The following is a 15299-nucleotide window of genomic DNA, read 5'->3' as shown; positions in this document are numbered from 1 at the left end:
CTCAGAAGAGATAGAACGACGCGAACACGCCGAGGATTATGAACAGGACCGTCAGTCCGATGGGATTGAACAGATAGCGCAGCGGCGTGTCGTAGACGAACCGCTCGAAGGCCGTCTCCGGCGGCCGCAGCGCCCGAACCGGACGGGAGGCGAGCAGCGCCGGCCGCACCGGCGCATCGCTGGCCTGTTGCCGAAGCGCCTTGACGTCGAGTTCGCCCGCCACCTCGAACGCCTCGGGGTCGTAGCCCGCCGCCAACAGCGCCCCAGCACAGGGTTTACACAGGACGTAATCGCGCCCCCCCTCCCGGTAGGCCGCGAGGTGCATCGCCGAATCCGCGAGGTGTTGACAGCGCTGACAGACGTGCTGGCGGTCGCTTCGCATCGTCGCCACCGAGTCGGGGGCCTCGGGGACGGGAAACATCGGCGCCTCCTTCCGCACCTCCCGGTAGGCCGGGTCGTCGGAGTGCAGCGTCGCGTGACAGGGCCCACACAGCGTCACGGCGTTGTCGAGGTCGTCCAGCGACGGCGAGCCGTGCGCCGCGACGTGGGCCTCCAGTCGCCGTTCCGGTTGACCGCGGTCGGCCTGCCGGTAGCCACACCGCTGGCAGGTGTAGTCGTCCCGTTCCAGTGTCTCCTCACGGAGGAGGTCCCAGCGGGGCCCCTCGCCGTCCCGCGTTCGGCGCTTCTCGGCGCGTGGTTCCCAATCGACGCTCATGGTGTCGGTGGGTCACCTCCCCACGAGTCCATGTCGGTGTAGAAGTTCAGCATGGCGAACTTCAGTTTCTCCGGTGCGATGTCGATGTGTTCGCTGCGCTCCTCCGGCGGGAACGACGAGTAGACGCTGTAATCACCCAATTCGGCGTGGTTCGACGCCATGTACCGTTCGTCGATGAGTACCCGAGCGCCGAAGTCCTCCGGCGACCTGATGACCCGACCGAGCGCCTGCCGGGTCTTCCGAACCGTCGGAATTTCGACGGCGTAGCGCCACCCGGCATCGTCGTCTCCCACCTCGCCGAAGGCGCCAGCGTAGGCGCGCTGGACGGCCTCCATCCGGTCGTCGAGGTGCGGATACGGGACACCGACGACGACGACACTTCGGGCGTCGTCGTCGTCGAAACTGACGCCCTCCGCGAGCGTCCCCCACAGCGAGGTGAACAACACGGCGTCGTCGTCGTCGACGAACTCCTGTCGCAGTTCTTCGGCCCGTTTCCCGGGTTCGTCGAGATACGGCGTCGAGTCGCCCGAAAACCGGTGGTAGTAGCGTTCTGCCTCGGCGTAACTCGGGAAGAAGGCCAGCGTGTTGCCGGGCGTAAATCGGATGGCGTCCTCGATGGTTTCACCGACCGTCTCCTGAACCGTGGGGTCGTCGCGTTTGCTCGCGAACAGCGCCGGCGTCTCGACGGCGTAGGTGCGGCGGCGCTCCTCGGGGAACTGCTCGCCGTAGGCCATCGTCAGCGGTTCGTCGAGGCCCAGTACGTCCTCGGTCACGTCGAAGGGCCGCAACGTCGCGCTCATCAGGATGGTCGCGTGCAACTCCTCGAACAGCGGTTCGGTCACCTCCCGCGGCAGACAGGTGTACAGTTCCGCGCGGCCGACGACGCCCGTCTCCGTCCGGCGAACGCCCAACACGGGGTACTGGCCGGGTTCGACGCTGGATTCCATCCACTCCTCGATGAACGCCGCGGCGGTCAAGGTCGGACACTCCTTTCTGGTCGTCGTCTCGCCGTCCTTGTAGGCCTGCTCGTAGCGGCGGTCCAACTCCTCGCCCAGCGCCAGCGCCTCCTCGAGGTCGGTATCGAACCCCTGTCCGGTGTAGGCCTGCAGGAACGCCACCGACAGTTCGTCACGGCCCTCCTCGCGGTCGATGGAGATATCCTCCCACTCCTCGTCGACGGCCTCGCGCTCGCCGAAGCCGAAGGAGTCCTCGTAGGTGTCGACCAGCGCCGTCCGGAACGCTCCGACGACGTTGGCCGCCGATTCGGCGCGGGCGTCCTCGCACTCCTCGAGTTCGTCCAGGGCGCCGTCGAGCGTTCGCTCGGCGAGCGTCCGCGTGGCGTGGTCGCGAGCAGCGTCGGCGACGTTGTGAGCCTCGTCGAAAACCACGATGATGTCCTCGGGGTCTCGACCGAGCCACCGGAAGAACTGCTCGCGAATCATCGGGTCCAGCAAGTGGTGGTAGTTGCAGACGACCAAGTCGACACCCTCCATCCCGTCCTTCAGGAGTTCGTACCCACAGAGGTTCGCCTCGTGGGCGTACTCGTAGATATCGTCTGGCGTGCGAACGTCCTCGTAGAGCCACGAGTAGAACTCGTCGGTGTCGCCGGTGAGGTTGTTGTAGTAGCGGTCACAGATGTTCCGCTCCTCCTGGAGGGCTTCGATACTCGTCTCTAAGTCGTCGAGTTCCTCCATGACCGACCCGCGGGCCTCGGCGGCCTCGCCGTTGCCGTCCTTGCTCGCATCGAGCAGTTCGCGCTCCCGCTGCTCTAGCTCCGCGATGTCTTGCTGTTTGTCGACCAACTCCCGGGTCGTATCCCGCAGGGCCTGACACTCCTCGTAGCCCACGTCGATGTGACACATCGACGCCTTCCCGCGGAAGACGACCGAGCGAATCGGCTCCTGGGCGTTGATGGCGCGGGCCTCCTCGATGAACTGGCGGGTCTGCTGGTGGACGTTCGTCGTGATGACGACCGTCTTCCCCGCCGCGCGACCGTACTCGAGGGCGGGCACCAACGAAGCGAGGGTCTTGCCCGTCCCGCAGGCGCCCTCGAACAGCACGTCGCGCTCTTCGACGAGCGCCTCGCGTATGCGACCCATCGCGTCGTCCTGATGGTCGTAGGGCTCGTCGTAGGGGAAGAACCGCTCGTAGCCGGCCGACTCTGACACACCAAATACTCAGGCTTTTTCCAATAAAAGGGTTCGCTGGGCGGGGCGAAAGTTATGCGAGGGCGTTCAACATCAACACGAGGACGCCCAAGAGGACGCCGAAGGCGACGACCGTTCGGGGGTCCATCGTGGGCGTACTGGAATCCTCGCTATCGAAGTACCGGACGAGTCCGGCACTGGACATCAGTCCGCCGGAGTTCTGGCCGCTGCTCATACCCGCAGGTTAGGGGCGGCGACCCTAAGCGTTTCGGCCCAGCGTCGCCCTCACCGAGGGCCGGTTGGGAAACCCTTATGCGCGCGGCTGGAATACGTCCGATAGTCATGCCCGTCACCCTCAAGGACTTCTACGCGGACTGGTGCGGCCCGTGCAAAACGCAGGACCCGATTCTCGACGAGCTCGAAGAGGACTACCCCGACGTGGCCTTCGAGAAGGTCAACGTCGACGAGGAGCAGGACGTCGCAAACGAGTACCAGGTGCGCTCGCTGCCGACCCTCATCGTCGAGAACGACGACGGCATCGTCGAGCGGTTCGTCGGGGTCACCCAGCGTGACGACATCGAGAGCGCGCTCGGCAAAGCCGGCGCCTGAATTTTTCGCCGTTTTCCAGTTTTAGTACCGCTCTTCCAGCCACCCGACCACGTCGCTGATTTCCTGTGGCGTCGTTCCGTGGCCGACGCCGTACCGTTCGAAGCGTACGTCGGCACCGCCGTCGGCGAGCAGTTCGGCAGCGCGCTCGGCGCGTTCGGGTGGAATCACCTGGTCCATCGCGCCACAGCCGACGAACACCGGCTTGCCGTCGGCACTGTCGACTTCGTCTTCGTGAGAGTCGGCGAGATAGCCGTTCAGCGCGACGACCCACCGATACGATTCGGGCCGTTCGAGCAGCGCCGAGAGGCTGGTGATGGCGCCCTGACTGAAGCCGAGTAAGCCGACCCGTTCGGAGTCGAGGTCGTAGGTTTCGACGGCCGATTGGACGAACTCGTGGACCAAATCGAGACTTCTGCGGAACCCCTCTGGGTCGGGTTGGCTCGAATGGAGACCGCCGCCGGAGAGGTCGAGGTCGTACCACGTGTAACTGTTCGGTCCGCCCATCTCCTGTGGCGCGCGAACGCTGATGACGTGCAGTTCCTCGGGGAGTTGTGCGGCGATGGGGAGCAGGTCCCGTTCGTTCGTCCCACGGCCGTGAATCAACACGACGGCGGGGGCGTTCTCCGTGACGGTTCCCGGCCGGCTGACGTGGGCCAGCGGCAGGTCCTCGGTCGAGTCGTCGGTGTCCATACCCGTCGTACGTCGCTGTCGGCCAAAAGCCACCGGTAACGGTCGTTCCACGACACCACGACCCGTGATAGATACTACCACAGAGTTTATTGCCCACGTAGTCGTATGCGAACCCGTATGGCCACTTCGAACGACGAGCTTTTCGACGAATTCCTCTCGGACCGTGGACACGAGACCGAAACCGACTCCCGCAGCTGGGAGCAGGATTACAACAAGAAACGCTGTCCCGACTGCGGGGGGCTTCACGGCCTCGACGCCGCTTCGTGTACCGTCTGCGGCTGGCAGCCCTGAGGGCTCTTCTCGCCGTTTCCGCGTTCGTCGGAAGCCACGCTACTTATACCGGAGCGTGGCGTTAGACGGGTAATGGCTGACTCCACCCACGTGACTCGGCTCTTCGGTGGTCCCGGGAGTGGGAAGACCACGGCCCTGCTGGACCGCGTCGACGAGATGCTCGACGAGGGGGTCGCGGTCAACGACATTCTCGTCGTCTCCTACACCCGTGCGGCCGCCCAAGAGGTCCGCGAACGGCTCGCCGAACGGCTCGACTGTACGCCGAAGTCCCTGCGGGGGAACGTCTGTACGATGCACGCGAAGGCGTACGAACTGCTGAACCTCTCACGGGGCGACGTGGTCGGCGAGAAGCACAAAGAGGAGTTCTGTGAGGAGTACGGACTGGATTTCGAAGACGAGTACAAGTCCTCGCGTCGGCGCTCGGCGCGGTCGACGACGCTCGGCAACAAGATCATCGCCACCTCCCAGTGGCTCCAGCGGACCGAGCGTGACGTGGCCGACTGGTACGACGTCCCGTTCCAGTGGGACGACGAGGAAGTCCGACTCCCCCCGGACATCGACGACAACGCCCAGACGGGCAACAAGTACACCCCGACGTGGCCCTCTTCGGACGACCGCATCGACATCCCCGAGGCCATCCGGGCGTGGCGCGCCTACAAGGGCGAAGAGGGCGTCGTCGGCTTCGCCGACATGCTCGAACGCGTCCAGCAGCGCTCGCTGTTGCCCAACGTCGAGCACCTCGTCATCGACGAGTTTCAGGACATCACGACGCTGCAGTACGGCGTCTACGAGGAGTGGAAACCGCACATGGAGAGCGTCTTAATCGCCGGCGACGACGACCAGGTCGTCTACGCCTGGCAGGGTGCCGACCCCAACCTCCTGCTCGACGAGGAGGTCGACGACGACATCGTGTTGCCGAACTCCTATCGACTCCCCTCGAAGATTCTCAACGTCGTCAACACCCAGATTAGCCACATCGAGAAGCGACAGGACAAGGACCTCAAGCCGCGCAAACAGGGCGGGTCCGTCGAAGCCGTCCGGTCGCCGTCGATGCTGGACCTGGTCCGCAACGTCCGCGGCACCCTCGAACAGGACGAAGACGGCACCGTGATGGTGCTGTTCCGCGCCCGCTATCAGATGTTCCAGTTCATGGACGAGTTCATCGACGACGGCATGCCGTTTACGTCGCTGACCGACCAGCGGATGTGGACCGACCGCCTTCGGGACTACGTCTACGCAGTCGAATCGCTCGATGCGGGCAACCCCATCAACGGTCTGCAGGCCCAGCGACTCGGCGAGATGCTCGCCGACAGCGCCTTCGGCACCGGCGACCGCGACGACTACTTCGAGGCCTTCGACGCGCTCAAAGAGGAGGCCGGCGTCGACGACCTCACCGAGATGACGGTCGACCCCGCCTTCGTCGACGACCACGCCCCCTTCACCCCCGGCCCGGCCTCCGCCGCCGACATGCTCACCAAGGTATCGAACTTCCAGGAGCGCTCGGTGAAGGCGTACTTCAAGGGCGACTACCGCGGGATGGACCCCACCCGACTCCGCCTCGGCACCATCCACTCCGCGAAGGGCCGTGAGGCCGACCACGTCTTCGTCGCGACGGACCTCACCGAGAAGGTCGTCGAGCAGATGGCGGCCTCCGTCGAGGACCCCACGGAGGTTGTCGGCGTCACGGAGTTCACCAAGCGGACCGACCCGGTGCCGACGCTGACGGACAACGAACGGCGCGTCTTCTACGTCGGGATGTCCCGCGCCCGCGAACGCCTCGTCCTCCTGGAGAACCTCGTCGACGGCGCACCGACCCTGCCTATCGACGTGCTGTTGCACAACGAGCCGGTCGAGATGACGCTGGCGGAACTCATCGAGGACGCACAGGAAGCCGGCGTCGAAGCGACAGCCGACTGACGCTCAGTCGGGAGCGTCACTCACCGCCGCGGATGTTCTTCAGCCGTTTCACTCGACCGACCGTTCGGTCCGCGAGTCGGAGGTAGATGTACTCGCTGACGAGCACGAGACCGATAGCGGCTGCGAGGAAGAACGCCCCAAGTGCGTATCGGCCCTCTATCACGTTGAGAACGCCGACGAGCGCGACGGGACCGGCGACGACGAGCGTCGCGATGAGCTGCAGCGAGCGAACGATGCCGAACGCCATCAGTCAGTGTCCTCCTCGGGCTCGGCAGGGACCCGACCCAGCAGTTTGTCCGCGACGGTACCCGAGAGGCTCGGTCGGAAGTACATCCCGGCGACGAGCCCGACGGCGACGGCGAGAAAGCCGGCGCCGAGAGCCGTCCGGCCGCCAGCGAGGAACTCGGCACCGAGGAGGCCGATTGGCGCGGCCAGCGCCACCGTTCCGAACAGGCCGATGGTGTCGAGGAGGTTCATTACCGGCTCGTAGGCGGGAGACGCCCAAAAGCCCGCCGGCTCACAGCCGGATTCCGAGACGCTTTCACACCCGCCGACCGTAGCGGAGGTATGTTCACCGGCATCGTCGAGGAGACGGGCGAAGTCGTCGCAATCGAGGACGGTCCCGAGGGGCGCCGCATCCGCGTGTCGGCGTCGTTCTGTGCGGACCTCGAACACGGACAGAGCGTTGCCGTCAGCGGGGCGTGTCTCACGGTCGAAGACGCCGACGCGGAGAGCTTCGAGCTGTTCTGCTCCGAGGAGACGCTCGACCGGACGTATCTGGACGAAATCGAGGTCGGCGACCCGCTCAACCTCGAACGTGCGCTGCCGGCCGACGGGCGCTTCGACGGCCACTTCGTTCAGGGACACGTCGACGGCGTCGGCGAGGTGACCGAAATCGAGCAGTTGGGGGACGATTGGACGTTCGGGTTCTCGTTGCCCGACCACCTCGGTCGGTACGTCGTCGAGAAGGGCTCTATCTCCGTCGACGGCATCTCGCTCACGGTCGCAGACCTCCGGGACGGGGAGTTCACCGTCGCCATCATCCCGGCGACCTACGAGTTGACGACGCTCGCCGAGAAATCGGTCGGCGACCCGGTCCACCTCGAAGTCGACGTGGTCGCGAAGTACGTCGAGAGTCTGACCGACGGCTACCGTTGAATCACTCCGTTAACGATTCGTTCGACCGCCGGTGGAGTTCCAGCGCCGCGAGGAACGCGACGAACGAGACGGCAGCCGCCAGCCCGAACGCCATCCGATAGCCGAACTCCGAGTAGACTCGGGCGCCGCCGATGGTGTCGCCGGTCCAGTAGGTGTCCAGTGCCAGCCCCATCAGCGTCGGGAGGACGGCCGCCCCGGTGAACGCCATCGTGTTGACCGTCCCCGTCGAGACGCCGGAGGCAGCCGCGTCGTGGCGTTCCTTGACGACCGCGTAGGTGAGCGCGTAGCCGCCGGCGAGGGCTCCCGCGGCGAAGAAGACGACGGCGACGACGGCCATCGGCGGGCGGCCGGTGACCGACAGGACGGCGAAGGAGGTTGTGTAGAGCCCCATGCCGACGACGACGAGTCCCGTCCGGGAGCCGAGGCGGTCCGAAACCGCGCCGATGGACGGCGGGCCGAGGAGCAACCCGGCGCTTCCGAGCAGCGTGAACGTCGAGGCGAAGGTCACGCTCACGCCGTAGGTCTGAACGAGATACGGGATGCCCCACAGGCCGAAGACGGTGATGTTGATGCCGGTGCCGGCGAACAGCACCACCCCACAGAGCCACGTTTCGGCCTCGGCGAGGACGCGTCGGGCGTTCGAGAGGACCACACGGAGCGACGGCGCACCGGGCGTTTCGGCGCCGGCCATCGGGTCGAACCCCGCATCCGACGGCGAGTCACGAGCGATGAGATACGCCGTGGCCGCGAGGGCGAGACCGAGTACGGAGAGGCCGACGAGCGTCTCCCGCCAGCCAGCGGTTGCGACCGCGACCGCGAGCGGCGTCGTCGCCAGTACGCCCCCGAAGCCCGCCACGGCCAGCGTCAGCCCGCTCATGCGTGCGAACTCGGAGGGGCGGAACCAGTTCGCACAGAACCGCAGGATGGCGATGAACAGGACGCTGCCGCCGAAGCCGATGAGTGCACGGCCGGCGAAGGCCGCGACGTAGGAGTCGGCGAAGGCGAAGGCGAACCCCCCGAGGCTCATCACGACCGCACCGACAGCCACCGTCCGACGAGAGCCGAGTCGGTCAGCAAAAACCCCCGCCGGTAGCTGCATCGCCGCGTACACGTAGAAGAACGACGCGTGGAGCGTCCCGAGTTGCGTGCCCGTCACCGAGAACGCCCGCGTCAACTCGTCGGCCAACACGGCCGTCGAGAGCCGATAGACGGAAACCAGGGCGTACGTCGCCGCGAGCGCACCGAAAGCCAGCCAGCGGCGCTGCTCGGGGTCGGTCCACAGCCGTCGGAGGCGTCCGTCCGTCACTATCGAAAATCGGGGGGTTCGGTTCAAAGGCGTGTCGAACCGTCGGCGGGTTTACGAGCGTCGCCGCCGACTCTCGTCTATGGCATCCGACGCGTGGGAGCGCTTCTGGTCGAGACATTCGAACCCGAAAAGCGGCTGGTCGCGGCTGCTGACCGGCCCGCTGTTGCTCGCGGCGCTGTACCGTCGGTCGTGGCGCCTACTCGCGGTCGCCGTCGGGTGGACGGCCCTGAACCCAATCGCCTTCGGCCCACCGGAGGAGTCGACCGACGACTGGATGCACCGCGGCGTCCGCGCCGAACGCGCGTGGCTGGAGGCGGGTCGGCCGGTGTTCGGGGCCGGCTATCCCGAGATACTGAACGTGCTGAACATCGGTGCGTTCGCCTACACGGTGTCCGCCGCGCTCGCGCGGAAACCGGCGCGGATGACTCTCGCGTATGCCGTCTCGGTCGGCCTCAAGTTCTGGTTCATCGAGGCGCTGATTCGGTGGCAACGCGCCGACGACGGCGCCGGCGGCTGATTCGTTGTAACGTTGTCGAGAACTAGCAGGAAAGACAAGAGTTAATCGGCCCCCGGGCCCGTATACGGACGAGCATGACAAAGGTTAGCGTTATCGGAGCGGCGGGGACCGTCGGTGCCGCTGCGGGGTACAACATCGCGCTGCGCGACATCGTCGACGAACTGGTTTTCGTCGACATCCCGGACCAGCGGGAGACCACCGTCGGGCAGGCCGCCGACACGAACCACGGCATCGCCTACGACTCGAACACGACCGTCGTGCAGGGTGAGTACGAGGACACCGCGGGGTCGGACGTGGTCGTCATCACGGCGGGCATCCCGCGACAGCCGGGCCAGACCCGCATCGACCTCGCCGGCGACAACGCTCCCATCATGGAGGACATCGGGTCGTCGCTCGACGAGTACAACGACGACTACGTCTCGATTACGACCTCGAACCCGGTCGACCTGCTGAACCGACACCTCTACGAGTCGGGCAACCGCGACCGCCACAAGGTCATCGGCTTCGGCGGCCGACTCGACTCCGCGCGGTTCCGCTACGTCCTCAGCGAACGCTTCGATGCGCCCGTCCAGAACGTCGAGGCGACCATCCTCGGCGAACACGGCGACGCACAGGTGCCCGTCTTCTCGAAGGTCCGCGTCGACGGCGAGGACCCCGAGTTCTCCGGCGACGAGAAGGAGGAGATCCTCGGTAACCTTCAGGAGTCGGCGATGGACGTCATCGAGAAGAAAGGTGCGACCCAGTGGGGCCCGGCGACGGGCGTCGCTCACATGGTCGAGGCGGTTCTCAACGACACCGGCGAAGTCCTGCCGGGGTCGCTCGTGTTGGACGGCGAGTTCGGCCACGACGACACCGCCTTCGGCGTCCCGGTCAAACTCGGCTCGAACGGCATCGAGGAGGTCGTCGAGTGGGACCTCGACGACTACGAGACCGAACTGATGGACGAGGCCGCCGAAAAGCTCTCCGAGCAGTACGAGAAAATCTCCTAACGGTCGTCATCGGGGCCGCACGGCCCGTATTCTTCGGGCAGTCGCTCACCGGTGAGAGACGCCCACTCACACAGTCGGTCGGACTCCCGCTGGTCGCTACGTGCAGTCATGGTACACCCTCACGTGGAGTGACTTCATCGACCGTCTTAATGGTTCGGGCGTACGTGTTCGGACCGAAGCCGCTCGGGCGAACGTGTTCGGTTAGACCACCTGTTCGCCGTCGTCGTCGTACACCTCGATGGCGTCGACGGGACAGGCCCGGGCCGCGAACTTCGCGTCGAGTTCGGCGCCGTCGGGGATTTCCCGTTCGAAGACGCCGTCCTCGACCTCTTCGGAATCGGCCAGCACGGCTTTCCCCGCGTCTTCGTCCTTCTCGAAGGCCTCCCACTCGGCGACACACTGGAACATCCCGATGCAGGTGTCGCGGTCGTATCTGACTTTCATGCCTGCGCTTCGGCCGAGGGCATCAAAGGCGTGACGGGGATGGCGGTGGCCGAGAGGGCGACGAAAAGTGGGTTTAAAAGCCGTGACGAACAATCGAGGGGTAATGGACGTTTCCGAGGTCTCCGGCGTGCCGCCGTGGTTCGCCGACCACCTCCGCGAGGAGGGAATCGAATCGCTGTATCCGCCACAGGCCGAGGCCGTCGAGGCGGGCGTCGCCGACGGCCAGAGCCTCGTCGCCTCCGTGCCGACGGCCAGCGGCAAGACGCTCATCGCGCAGTTGGCGATGCTGTCTGCGGTCTCCCGCGGCGGCAAGGCACTGTACATCGTGCCGTTGCGGGCGTTGGCCAGCGAGAAACGCGAGGAGTTCGCCGCTTTCGAGGAATACGGCGTCTCCATCGGCGTCTCGACGGGCAACTACGAGGACGACGGCGAGTGGCTCGCAGAGAAGGACATCATCGTCGCCACCAGCGAGAAGGTCGACTCCCTCGTCCGGAACGGCGCGCCGTGGATAGGCGACCTCGACTGCGTCGTCAGCGACGAGGTGCATCTCGTCGACGACCCCAACCGCGGGCCGACGCTGGAGGTGACGCTTGCGAAACTCCGGCGCGTGAACCCGAACCTGCAGGTCGTCGCGCTGTCGGCGACGGTCGGCAACGCCGAGGTGATGGCCGAGTGGCTCGACGCCGCGTTGGTCGATTCGGAGTGGCGACCCATCGACCTCCGAAAAGGGGTCCACTACGGGCAGGCGCTGCACTTCGACGACGGCAGCCAACAGGAACTCCGGGTGAAATCCTCCGAGAAGCCCACGGAGGCCATCGTCCGCGATACGCTCTCGGATGGCGGGTCGACGCTCGTCTTCGTCAACTCCCGGCGGAACGCCGAGGGCGCCGCCAAGCGACTGGCGAACACGACGACGGGGTGGCTGGACGACGAGGAGAAGGCCCGACTCGCCGAGATAGCCGAGGAGTTACGCGGTGTCTCCGACACCGAGACCAGCGACGACCTCGCGGACTGCGTCGAGAAGGGCGCGGCGTTTCACCACGCCGGCTGTGCGAGCGAACACCGCTCGCTCGTGGAAGACGCCTTCCGGGACCGTCTCATCAAGGTCGTCTCCGCGACACCGACGCTGGCGGCGGGGGTCAACACACCCTCCCGGCGCGTGGTGGTTCGGGACTGGCGGCGCTACTCCGGGGAGGCCGGCGGGATGCAGCCGCTGTCGGTGCTGGAGGTCCACCAGATGATGGGCCGGGCGGGCCGACCCGGCAGGGACCCCTACGGCGAGGCGCTGTTGCTCGCGAACAGCCACGACGAACTCGACGAACTGTTCGAGCGGTACGTGTGGGCCGACCCCGAGGCCGTCGAGTCGAAACTGGCCCGGGAGCCGTCGATGCGGACTCACCTGCTGGCGACGGTCGCCTCCGGGTTCGCCGACTCCCGGGAGGCACTTCTGGAGTTCCTCGACCAGACGCTGTACGCCACCCAGTACCGGCAGGGGACGGACGGCACCGACAACCTCGAACGAGTCGTCGACTCGACACTCGAGTACCTGCGAGCGAACGACTTCATCGAGGACGACGGCGAACGGATACAGGCGACGAACCTCGGCCACACCGTCTCGCGGCTGTATCTCGACCCGATGAGCGCCGCCGAAATCATCGACGGGCTGGAAGCCGCGTCGAACCCCACCGCGTTGGGGCTGTTCCACCTCGTCTCACGGACGCCCGACATGTACGAACTCTACCTCCGCTCGGGCGACCGCGAGGAGTACACGATGTTGGCCTACGAGCGCGAATCGGAGTTCTGTGGGGACCTCCCGAGCGAGTTCGAGGAGGAGCGCTTCGACGACTGGCTGTCGGCGCTGAAGACGGCCCGGATGCTCGAAGACTGGGCGGGCGAGGTCGACGAAGACGAGATAACCGAGCGCTACGGCGTCGGGCCGGGCGACATCCGTGGAAAGGTCGACACCGCCGAGTGGCTGCTCGGCGCGGCGGAGTCGCTGGCGAGCGAACTCGACCTCGCGACGGTACCGGCCGTCCGCGAAGCGAGAAAACGCGTCCAACACGGCGTCGGCGAGGAACTCATCGACCTCGCGGGCGTCCGCGGCGTCGGCCGGAAGCGCGCCCGTCGGCTGTTCGACGCCGGCATCGAGACCCGCGCGGACCTCCGGGAGGCAGACAAGTCGGTCGTCCTCGGGGCGCTCCGCGGCCGGACGAAGACCGCCGAGAACGTCCTCGAAGCGGCGGGCCATCAGTCGCCGTCGATGGACGGCGTTCGACCGGACGAGGGGGCCCGCCCAGCGGAGGAACCGACCGACGCCGCGGGGAGCGACGACGGCGAGGGGCAGTCGAGCCTCGGTGATTTCTGATGGAGCTACTCGAAGGTGTCGTCGAAATCGGTACCGAGCGGTTCCCGGACGTCGGGGCGTTCGTCGAGGCGCTCGGCGATGTTGCTGAGAACAACGGCGTCACCGTCCAAGCCTTCGACGCGCGGTACGTCGTCTCCCGACGACACCTCGAACGGGCCGTCGAGTTGGCCGACCGCGAACGCGGCCGCGGCGAGGCCATCGCCCGCGACAGAGGCGTCGAGATACTGCTGTACGCGGCCGGTCGCCGCCAGATTAACCGGGCGCTGGAACTCGGCGTCGGGGAGGGTGAGACACCCGTCGTCGTCCTCGTCGACGACGAGTCCGGCGACGCCGAGGCGGAAGCGGCGGCCGCCGACTCGGTGGCGGCGTTCGTCGACCCGGCGGAGACGCTCGGACGCTACGAGGAAGACCGCGTGCGGGAGTTCTACGACATCGGCGCGACCGAGTTGAACGCGACCGACGCCGGACTGGAGGCACTGGTCCTCGAACGGGTCGCACTGCTCGTCGTCGAGCGGTAAGACCGTCTAACCGGCAGTTGTTCGGTTCCTATCCGCGAAGTGCCGCGATGGACAACGGTATGCGTTTGGAAGCGACAGGATGGATATGGAGTCGACGAGCGTCGCCTCACGACGGGTCCGGGTCGAGACGACCGACGGGCGCGGCGGACGCGACGAGACGGACGTGCGGTATCTGGTCTCCGGGACGGGACCGCCCGTGGTGTTGCTTCACGGCATCGGTCTGGATTCGGCGACGGTTTCCTGGCGCCACCTGATTCCCGAGTTGGCCGCCGAGCGGACGGTGTACGCCCCGGATTTGCCCGGACACGCCGAGAGCGGCCGGCCGGGCGTCCGCTATACGACCGGCTACTTCCGGAGCGTTCTCGAATCGTTCCTCGAAAAACTCGGGTTGGAGACGGCGCCGCTGGTCGGCATCTCGATGGGCGGCTGTCTCGCGCTCGGCCACGCCCTCGACAACCCAGTCGAGCGGCTCGTGTTGGTCGACAGCTACGGGCTGGGGACGGACGCTCCGTGGCGGCCCGCGGCGACGGCGATGCTGGGCGTCCCGGGCGCCTACTCGGGGTGGTGGGCGACCATCGGGGCCAGTCGAGCGACGGTTCGGAGTCACCTGCAGACGTTGACCGACGGCTCACCCACCGACAGCCACGTCGAGGACGTGTATCGGGCGGTACAGGACGCCGCCGTCGGGCGAACGGTCTCGAGTTGGCAACGAAGCGAGTTCCGCTACGGCGGTTTGGAGACCTGTTATCTCGACCGACTCGACGAACTGACCGCCGAGACGCTGTTGGTTCACGGCACCGAGGACCCCCTGTTGCCGGCGTCGTGGTCCGAGCGGACGGCCGAACGGACCGGCGCGTCGCTGGAGTTGCTGGAGAACTGCGGCCACTGGCCCTCCCGGGAAGCCCCCGAACGGTTCAACGAGACGGTCCGTGCGTTCCTCTAGTCCTCGATGAGAACGACGGCCTCGCCGTCGATGACGAGGTCGGCGTCGGTTTCGACGGTAGTTCGGAGCCGGTAGCGACCGCCGCCGAGGTCCTCGACGATGTCGACCTCGGCGGTGACGCGGTCGTCGATGCGGACGGGCGCCCGGAACTCGAGGTCCTGTGAGAGGTAGACGACGCCACCCGGGAGACGGGCGAGTGCGGCGCTGATGAGTCCTGCCGCGAGCGTTCCGTGGACGATACGACCGCTGAAACGTGTGTCTTCGGCCCACTCCTCGTCGAGATGAAGGGGATTCGTGTCGCCCGACGCGAGGGCGAAGCGCTCTACGTCCTCCTCCGAGAGGGTCTTGCTGAAGCGGACGCCGTCGCCGACGGAGAGTTCACCGTCGACGTCGAGTTGCGTCTCCCATCCGGGGAGGTCACCCGCGGGTTCGACGCGGCGTTCAGTCTCGCTTTCTGCGTGGTCGCCGTTGGTGTCGGGAGTAGCGAAGGCGTCCATCGCGGCCCGGTTGGCCTCCATGACGCTGTCGAACATCCTCGAAGACGTCTCGGTCCACACGTCGAACAGCGTCGGATACGAGCTGTTGCTCATCTTATGGCCTCTAGGGGATTGTCGTACTAAAGGCTACTGACCATATCGGCCGTGAATGACAGCAGATGGTACTGATTGACTGCGAGTGGTAATTCTCGGA

The 15299-nt window shown here is 66.4% G+C and carries 18 protein-coding genes; 9 read left to right on the top strand and 9 right to left on the bottom strand.

Going from position 1 to position 15299, the window contains the following annotated elements; genetic code table 11:
* Window position 1 precedes the first annotated feature (1 nt).
* The 3 genes from HWX69_RS03755 to HWX69_RS03745 all read right to left on the bottom strand — a co-directional run bounded on the left by HWX69_RS03755 (window position 2) and on the right by HWX69_RS03745 (window position 3097).
* A complete protein-coding gene (locus HWX69_RS03755) occupies window positions 2-715 on the bottom strand; it encodes an HNH endonuclease (protein ID WP_178915768.1) in 714 nt (237 codons plus the stop codon).
* Entirely contained in the window at window positions 712-2814 is a 2103-nt protein-coding gene (locus HWX69_RS03750) for an ATP-dependent DNA helicase (protein WP_178916597.1), read from the bottom strand. The genes HWX69_RS03755 and HWX69_RS03750 overlap by 4 nt, the downstream gene beginning before the upstream one ends.
* Window positions 2815-2935: 121 nt before the next feature.
* Window positions 2936-3097, bottom strand: a complete 162-nt coding sequence (locus HWX69_RS03745; protein ID WP_156709034.1) for a preprotein translocase subunit Sec61beta — start codon at window positions 3095-3097, stop codon at window positions 2936-2938.
* A 107-nt stretch (window positions 3098-3204) separates the two neighbouring features.
* Between HWX69_RS03745 and HWX69_RS03740 the strand changes: the two genes are divergently transcribed.
* The gene (locus HWX69_RS03740; RefSeq protein ID WP_156709035.1) at window positions 3205-3471 is read left to right on the top strand and encodes a thioredoxin family protein; all 267 of its coding nucleotides are present in this window, start codon (window positions 3205-3207) and stop codon (window positions 3469-3471) included.
* Window positions 3472-3492: 21 nt separating this feature from the next.
* On the opposite strand, the gene HWX69_RS03735 is transcribed toward HWX69_RS03740, so the two are convergent.
* Window positions 3493-4161 carry an alpha/beta hydrolase gene (locus tag HWX69_RS03735; protein ID WP_178915767.1) on the bottom strand — a complete coding sequence of 223 codons (669 nt, stop codon included), beginning with the start codon at window positions 4159-4161 and terminating at the stop codon, window positions 3493-3495.
* A gap of 117 nt (window positions 4162-4278) precedes the next feature.
* Between HWX69_RS03735 and HWX69_RS03730 the strand changes: the two genes are divergently transcribed.
* A complete protein-coding gene (locus HWX69_RS03730) occupies window positions 4279-4452 on the top strand; it encodes an HVO_0416 family zinc finger protein (RefSeq protein WP_178915766.1) in 174 nt (57 codons plus the stop codon).
* Window positions 4453-4524: 72 nt separating this feature from the next.
* Entirely contained in the window at window positions 4525-6369 is a 1845-nt protein-coding gene (locus HWX69_RS03725; RefSeq protein WP_178915765.1) for a UvrD-helicase domain-containing protein, read from the top strand.
* A 16-nt stretch (window positions 6370-6385) separates the two neighbouring features.
* Here the strand turns inward: HWX69_RS03725 and HWX69_RS03720 are convergent, their stop codons facing one another.
* Both HWX69_RS03720 and HWX69_RS03715 read right to left on the bottom strand, forming a co-directional pair.
* The gene (locus tag HWX69_RS03720; protein WP_178915764.1) at window positions 6386-6616 is read right to left on the bottom strand and encodes a DUF7533 family protein; all 231 of its coding nucleotides are present in this window, start codon (window positions 6614-6616) and stop codon (window positions 6386-6388) included.
* Window positions 6616-6846, bottom strand: a complete 231-nt coding sequence (locus tag HWX69_RS03715) for a DUF7533 family protein (protein ID WP_178915763.1) — start codon at window positions 6844-6846, stop codon at window positions 6616-6618. Before HWX69_RS03715 ends, HWX69_RS03720 begins: the two co-directional genes overlap by 1 nt.
* Before the next feature lie 90 nt (window positions 6847-6936).
* Between HWX69_RS03715 and HWX69_RS03710 the strand changes: the two genes are divergently transcribed.
* Window positions 6937-7527 carry a riboflavin synthase gene (locus HWX69_RS03710; RefSeq protein ID WP_178915762.1) on the top strand — a complete coding sequence of 197 codons (591 nt, stop codon included), beginning with the start codon at window positions 6937-6939 and terminating at the stop codon, window positions 7525-7527.
* Between the two features lies 1 nt (window position 7528).
* On the opposite strand, the gene HWX69_RS03705 is transcribed toward HWX69_RS03710, so the two are convergent.
* Entirely contained in the window at window positions 7529-8833 is a 1305-nt protein-coding gene (locus HWX69_RS03705; protein ID WP_178915761.1) for an MFS transporter, read from the bottom strand.
* Between the two features lie 79 nt (window positions 8834-8912).
* Here HWX69_RS03705 and HWX69_RS03700 point away from each other — a divergent pair, with 79 nt between their 5' ends.
* Window positions 8913-9350: a DUF6653 family protein gene (locus HWX69_RS03700; RefSeq protein ID WP_178915760.1), complete on the top strand. Its 438-nt coding sequence runs from the start codon at window positions 8913-8915 to the stop codon at window positions 9348-9350.
* 74 nt (window positions 9351-9424) lie between these two features.
* Window positions 9425-10339 carry a malate dehydrogenase gene (mdh, locus tag HWX69_RS03695; protein ID WP_178915759.1) on the top strand — a complete coding sequence of 305 codons (915 nt, stop codon included), beginning with the start codon at window positions 9425-9427 and terminating at the stop codon, window positions 10337-10339.
* Window positions 10340-10540: 201 nt separating this feature from the next.
* Here mdh and HWX69_RS03690 read toward each other — a convergent pair whose 3' ends face one another.
* On the bottom strand, window positions 10541-10783 hold the full coding sequence (locus HWX69_RS03690) for a ferredoxin (protein WP_178915758.1): 243 nt from the start codon (window positions 10781-10783) through the stop codon (window positions 10541-10543).
* Between the two features lie 103 nt (window positions 10784-10886).
* Here HWX69_RS03690 and HWX69_RS03685 point away from each other — a divergent pair, with 103 nt between their 5' ends.
* The 3 genes from HWX69_RS03685 (at window position 10887) to HWX69_RS03675 (ending at window position 14609) form a co-directional block, all read left to right on the top strand.
* Window positions 10887-13148 (top strand): ATP-dependent DNA helicase, encoded by a 2262-nt coding sequence (locus HWX69_RS03685; RefSeq protein WP_178915757.1) that lies wholly within the window; start codon window positions 10887-10889, stop codon window positions 13146-13148.
* Entirely contained in the window at window positions 13148-13666 is a 519-nt protein-coding gene (gene cgi121, locus HWX69_RS03680) for a KEOPS complex subunit Cgi121 (RefSeq protein ID WP_178915756.1), read from the top strand. Before HWX69_RS03685 ends, cgi121 begins: the two co-directional genes overlap by 1 nt.
* Before the next feature lie 79 nt (window positions 13667-13745).
* Window positions 13746-14609: an alpha/beta fold hydrolase gene (locus HWX69_RS03675; protein WP_178915755.1), complete on the top strand. Its 864-nt coding sequence runs from the start codon at window positions 13746-13748 to the stop codon at window positions 14607-14609.
* Here the strand turns inward: HWX69_RS03675 and HWX69_RS03670 are convergent.
* Window positions 14606-15142: a MaoC family dehydratase gene (locus tag HWX69_RS03670; RefSeq protein ID WP_178916596.1), complete on the bottom strand. Its 537-nt coding sequence runs from the start codon at window positions 15140-15142 to the stop codon at window positions 14606-14608. The genes HWX69_RS03675 and HWX69_RS03670 overlap by 4 nt on opposite strands.
* Window positions 15143-15299: the final 157 nt, after the last annotated feature.

The sequence above is a fragment of the Natronomonas gomsonensis genome (genome assembly GCF_013391635.1).
Lineage (GTDB): Archaea > Halobacteriota > Halobacteria > Halobacteriales > Haloarculaceae > Natronomonas > Natronomonas gomsonensis_A.
This window is presented reverse-complemented; position numbering and strand designations above follow the sequence as displayed.

Bases quoted from the DNA above. Each gene is read 5' to 3' on its own strand.
- HWX69_RS03670 (WP_178916596.1), bottom strand. From the start codon at position 15,142: ATGTTCGACAGCGTCATGGAGGCCAACCGGGCCGCGATGGACGCCTTC.
- HWX69_RS03700 (WP_178915760.1), top strand. From the start codon at position 8,913: ATGGCATCCGACGCGTGGGAGCGCTTCTGGTCGAGACATTCGAACCCG.
- HWX69_RS03675 (WP_178915755.1), top strand. From the start codon at position 13,746: ATGGATATGGAGTCGACGAGCGTCGCCTCACGACGGGTCCGGGTCGAG.
- HWX69_RS03685 (WP_178915757.1), top strand. From the start codon at position 10,887: ATGGACGTTTCCGAGGTCTCCGGCGTGCCGCCGTGGTTCGCCGACCAC.
- HWX69_RS03690 (WP_178915758.1), bottom strand. From the start codon at position 10,783: ATGAAAGTCAGATACGACCGCGACACCTGCATCGGGATGTTCCAGTGT.
- HWX69_RS03750 (WP_178916597.1), bottom strand. From the start codon at position 2,814: ATGGGTCGCATACGCGAGGCGCTCGTCGAAGAGCGCGACGTGCTGTTC.
- HWX69_RS03755 (WP_178915768.1), bottom strand. From the start codon at position 715: ATGAGCGTCGATTGGGAACCACGCGCCGAGAAGCGCCGAACGCGGGAC.
- HWX69_RS03740 (WP_156709035.1), top strand. From the start codon at position 3,205: ATGCCCGTCACCCTCAAGGACTTCTACGCGGACTGGTGCGGCCCGTGC.
- cgi121 (WP_178915756.1), top strand. From the start codon at position 13,148: ATGGAGCTACTCGAAGGTGTCGTCGAAATCGGTACCGAGCGGTTCCCG.
- mdh (WP_178915759.1), top strand. From the start codon at position 9,425: ATGACAAAGGTTAGCGTTATCGGAGCGGCGGGGACCGTCGGTGCCGCT.
- HWX69_RS03735 (WP_178915767.1), bottom strand. From the start codon at position 4,161: ATGGACACCGACGACTCGACCGAGGACCTGCCGCTGGCCCACGTCAGC.
- HWX69_RS03745 (WP_156709034.1), bottom strand. From the start codon at position 3,097: ATGAGCAGCGGCCAGAACTCCGGCGGACTGATGTCCAGTGCCGGACTC.
- HWX69_RS03710 (WP_178915762.1), top strand. From the start codon at position 6,937: ATGTTCACCGGCATCGTCGAGGAGACGGGCGAAGTCGTCGCAATCGAG.
- HWX69_RS03715 (WP_178915763.1), bottom strand. From the start codon at position 6,846: ATGAACCTCCTCGACACCATCGGCCTGTTCGGAACGGTGGCGCTGGCC.
- HWX69_RS03730 (WP_178915766.1), top strand. From the start codon at position 4,279: ATGGCCACTTCGAACGACGAGCTTTTCGACGAATTCCTCTCGGACCGT.
- HWX69_RS03720 (WP_178915764.1), bottom strand. From the start codon at position 6,616: ATGGCGTTCGGCATCGTTCGCTCGCTGCAGCTCATCGCGACGCTCGTC.
- HWX69_RS03725 (WP_178915765.1), top strand. From the start codon at position 4,525: ATGGCTGACTCCACCCACGTGACTCGGCTCTTCGGTGGTCCCGGGAGT.